This is a genomic window from Longimicrobiales bacterium, from assembly GCA_028823235.1.
Classification (GTDB): domain Bacteria; phylum Gemmatimonadota; class Gemmatimonadetes; order Longimicrobiales; family Gaopeijiaceae; genus UBA2589.
This window is the reverse complement of record JAPKBW010000057.1, coordinates 1-4055: the sequence shown is the minus strand read 5'-3', so window position 1 is coordinate 4055 and position 4055 is coordinate 1. Positions and strand designations below refer to the sequence as shown.

Genomic DNA, 4055 nt, shown 5'->3' with positions numbered 1-4055 from the left:
CTGCTCGTCCTGAGTTGCGGGCACGAGTGGGGCGGGGCAGAATCAGGGCATGGCACAAGATCGGCGTACCTTCCTCAAGCACTCGGCTGCTGCACTCTCGGCCGCCTCCCTGGGTGCCGAGGACGCGATCGCCGCCACGCCCCCCCCCGCGCCGGCCCGGGTGCTCGACGGCACTCTGCTCCGCGCCGTAGGCGACGCCGTGCTGCCGGAAGTGATTGGGCCCAACGGGCGTGAGCTTGCGGTAGGCGCGTTCGAGGTCTGGCTCTCTGACTTCCAACCGGTCGCCGAACTGAGGCATCCATACGGCGGATGGGAGATCCCCTACGGGCCGCCGGATCCCGAGCCCGGGTGGTCGGCACAGCTCGAGGCACTCGACATACTCGCCGAGGCTCGATGGAGCGCGCTCTTCGCGAGCCTTTCGGCCGATCGGCGGAGAGAGATCCTCAGCGAACAGATGGGTGCGCCCACCGACGGGTTCCCTGCGCCGGGCCGCGCGCGGCACGTCGCGGTGGCATTGATGGCCCACTACTTCACGTCCGCAGACGCGGTAGACCGGTGCTACGGTGTGCGGATCACAAAACTCGAGTGCAGGAGCATCGACGACGTCGGTAGGCGACCAGAGCGTCTCCGGGAAGGCCCGCCATGACCGGCGACTTTGGCGCACCTCGGATGAACATCGTGATCGGAGCGCCCGCCTTGTGACGATCCGTATCGACTCCGACATCTGCATTATCGGATCAGGCATCACCGCCATCCTCGCCGCGGAACGCATCAGCGAACTCACCGACGCCGACATCGTCATGGTCGAGGCGGGAGGGCGCACGACAGCCGCCCGTGACAGGATCGGGAAGCGGCGTCGCCTCATCGACTACGGAGAGAACCCTTGGACTGGAGACCATATCCGGGATCAGACTGGGGAAGGCCTCTTCTATCGGTCGATGAACGTTGGCGGGTGCGCGATGCACTGGGACGGAGCTTGCCCCCGCTTCTCGCCTGAGGACTTCCGACAGCGTTCGACGTACGGCGTGGGGACGGACTGGCCGATCGGATACGAGGATCTCGAGCCGTACTACCAGGACTTCGAAGAACGCGTCGGCGTCGCCGGCGAGGCCGGCCCGCCCGAGTACGACCCACGGTCCGGGCCTTATCCTATGCCGCCCTTGCCGCTGTCCTACAACCTCGAAGTCCTGAAGAAGTGGGGCGAGAGCGCGGATATCCCTTTTTGGACCCAACCGTGGGCCAAAGCGACGACGACGAAGCACGACCGCGCGATCTGCAGACGCTGTGACACCTGTCATATCTGCCCGACCGGCGCAAAGTACACACCGGATGTGACGCTGGACCGTCTCATCGCTGAGGGCAAGGTTCGCCTTGTGACCGATACGCTGGTGCGCAGGCTCGAGCTGCACGAAAATTCTGACCGCGTGGACTATGCCGTCGCCGTCGATTCCGCGGCGCCGGACGAGGTGGTTGAGCTCCGCGCGAGGACGTTCGTGCTGGCCGCAGGGTATGCCTGGAGTCCGCACCTTCTGCTGCTGTCGGCAAGTAACCGGTTCCCCAATGGGCTGGCGAACCGCACCGGAATGGTTGGCACGTACATGACCGGACATCCCTACGCGAGTGCCCAGATCGACCTCCCGTTCGAAAGCTATCCCGGCATGTTCTCGACCAACTCGCTCCTGTCCCGCATGTTCGCGCGTCCCGGTCCGTTGGATCGCTATGTCCGACACGATCTGCGGATCTGGACATCGACGGCAGGGCGTGAGCCGCGGCCTCGCGACAATGACGGATCGTGGCTCTTCGGCGACGCCGTCATGGACGACTGGCAAGCGCGCACGCGGCGCTCGTCGGCGCGCGTCCGTGGCTACTACGACGTGATCCCGGATCGGAACAGTCTGCTCTCGCTCGACCCCGTTCGGCGCAATCGCTGGGGTGATCCCATGCCAAAGATCGAGTATCGGGATGCCCCGGAGTCCGTGGAGCTCCGCGCCCATACGCACGATACGATGTTCGGGCTCTTCGAGAGGATGGCTGGAGTAGGCGGCGGGTCGGTGATGTCGACTCAGGTCTCGACCCGCATGGAGCACCCGGGTGGTGGATGTCGGATGGGCGACGATCCAGCAATGAGTGTCGCGGACTCGTACGGCCGCACGCATGACCATGAGAATCTGTTCGTGATTGGGGCGTCGACGATGGTGTCGGGCGGGTGTGCGAATGGAACGCCGACGTTTTGTGCGCTGTCATTGAGGTCGGCGGAGGTGATTGGGGAAGAGTTCTGACCTGGGACAAAACAAGCCGAGGTTAATTCCCGTGCGATACGCACGCTCCCAATCGGCACACATCGCTCCCACTGAAACGGCGTCCCCCCAAAAAATATTTGGTAGCTGGGACGGATCCCTATTTGAGCGCCCGTGTCTCTACCTAGACAACACGGTTTTGCGCAGGGGGTTTTTGTTTTGCAGATGGAGCCCCAAGCTCGAACAATTCTGCAATCATTCGATTCACTATGAGGAGTTAAAGATGCGTAATCTGCGAAGTGTCATCCTCGGACTTGGTTGTCTTCTTGGTGGTGCGTTCCTAGTGGACTACTTCGGTGCCGAATTAGGTGCCCAACAACAGACAGTTGAACGCTGGGCAGCAGAAGACTGCAGGAACATAAGTGGTGCCTCAGGTACCTTCCTCTATGTGGCCGGCGAGAATCTTGGGGAAGGAGATAGGCTCAGAAATGAAGGGTATGATGCAGAGGCAAGGGAATCTTATGAGAGTGGATTACGTTTTTCAGAAATGGCTGCAAACTACGCAAGAAATTTTGAAGTTTATTGCAAGTGAGAGGCGAAGTGCGAGTCAGTGAGATGAGTGCTGTATCCTGAATAGGCACACCTAACAAATCTTATGGAGAAAAAATGAAGTCACTCTGAGGTCAGAACCGTCGACAGCAGTTGCTGTTATATGGTGCCCTTGCACTGGTGATGTATTTACGTCGCGCTGATCTCATTGCAGTGTGGGGACTCATCTATGTGATTATCGTCTACCGGAATTGGAAGAAGGGTCCATCCTGCGAGTTGTGAGTAGCACACCGTGGGGGCTTAGACACAGGCGTGGTCACGCGCGTGCGCGGGAATGGGGACAATCACGATAGGTCGGGGCTTGCCCAGCTTAACCCCCATCGTCAGCCCTGTGAGCGGATATGGCACACTCGTGCAGCCCATAAGGGGTTATACGATTTCTTGCCGTGATTCGCTCATTTCTAGAAGCGCTTTGGGGGCAGGGGCCCCAGTTCGAATCTGGGCGAACCTCCTGATGGAAAGATAAGCCCCCCAATGACTTGGGTTGTTGAGGGGGGCTTTGCCATTATGCCTCCCCTTATGGCACAGTGAGCCATGAGTGAGCCACGGAAGGCATTTCTTTTTGGTATGCCCCCCCCTCTATGGCGGCCACGGGGCGGTACTGGTGCCGGTCCGCACACATCGCCTCCAATGCAACGGCGCAATTGGTGGCGCTCGAACCTGACCTGGATCACGACCACACCGCTCTTCGACTACTGCATCTCGCTAGAGCCAGAGTTCCACATGTCGAGCGCCACCTTCCAATTGCCGGAGCTGTCTTTCCTCCAAACGTGGAGGTCTCGGTCGTGGTCTGTGGCAACGCTTCCATCTGGCGCCGTGTAGGTATAGTGGAGCATGCTGACTGTATAGCCCATGCTGCCATCTTCAGAAATCGCGGAGGACAGGTGCTCGAACTCGGCGGCTGCGTTCGGATCCGACAAACCCGCTTCGAAGAAGTCACGCACCGAATCGTTATCAGAGAGCATCTCGGCGTCTGGTGGATAGAAGAGCGCGTCTTCTGCGATCCAGGACATGATTCCTTCCAAGTCAAACGCCGCAATAGCCCCGGTGAAGGCCACGTTCGCTGCCTCCACTTGAGAAAGCTCTGTCTCGTTGTTTATGGACGCAGTCTCCGTCGCACACGCAGCCATACTGCCTGCGAGGATGAGTGAAGAGACGCTTCTGAGTCCGAGCATGGGAGTCCTCCGAACAGAGTGAGTTGATAAATGA

At 60.1% G+C, this 4055-nt stretch carries 4 protein-coding genes; 3 read left to right on the top strand and 1 reads right to left on the bottom strand.

The window, feature by feature from the left end:
* Positions 1–49 precede the first annotated feature (49 nt).
* The 3 genes from OSA81_13420 to OSA81_13410 all read left to right on the top strand — a co-directional run bounded on the left by OSA81_13420 (position 50) and on the right by OSA81_13410 (position 2829).
* Positions 50–646: a twin-arginine translocation signal domain-containing protein gene (locus OSA81_13420; GenBank protein ID MDE0900000.1), complete on the top strand. Its 597-nt coding sequence runs from the start codon at positions 50–52 to the stop codon at positions 644–646.
* Between the two features lie 52 nt (positions 647–698).
* Positions 699–2279 carry a GMC family oxidoreductase gene (locus OSA81_13415; GenBank protein ID MDE0899999.1) on the top strand — a complete coding sequence of 527 codons (1581 nt, stop codon included), beginning with the start codon at positions 699–701 and terminating at the stop codon, positions 2277–2279.
* A 241-nt stretch (positions 2280–2520) separates the two neighbouring features.
* Positions 2521–2829, top strand: coding sequence for a hypothetical protein (locus tag OSA81_13410; protein ID MDE0899998.1), 309 nt, complete (start codon positions 2521–2523; stop codon positions 2827–2829).
* A 709-nt stretch (positions 2830–3538) separates the two neighbouring features.
* Here the strand turns inward: OSA81_13410 and OSA81_13405 are convergent.
* Positions 3539–4021, bottom strand: coding sequence for a nuclear transport factor 2 family protein (locus OSA81_13405; GenBank protein MDE0899997.1), 483 nt, complete (start codon positions 4019–4021; stop codon positions 3539–3541).
* Between the last annotated feature and the right edge of the window lie 34 nt (positions 4022–4055).

What these genes read in the sequence shown, in the direction of transcription:
- OSA81_13420 (MDE0900000.1), top strand. Translation starts at nt 50, where the DNA reads ATGGCACAAGATCGGCGTACCTTCCTCAAGCACTCGGCTGCTGCACTC.
- OSA81_13410 (MDE0899998.1), top strand. Translation starts at nt 2,521, where the DNA reads ATGCGTAATCTGCGAAGTGTCATCCTCGGACTTGGTTGTCTTCTTGGT.
- OSA81_13405 (MDE0899997.1), bottom strand. Translation starts at nt 4,021, where the DNA reads ATGCTCGGACTCAGAAGCGTCTCTTCACTCATCCTCGCAGGCAGTATG.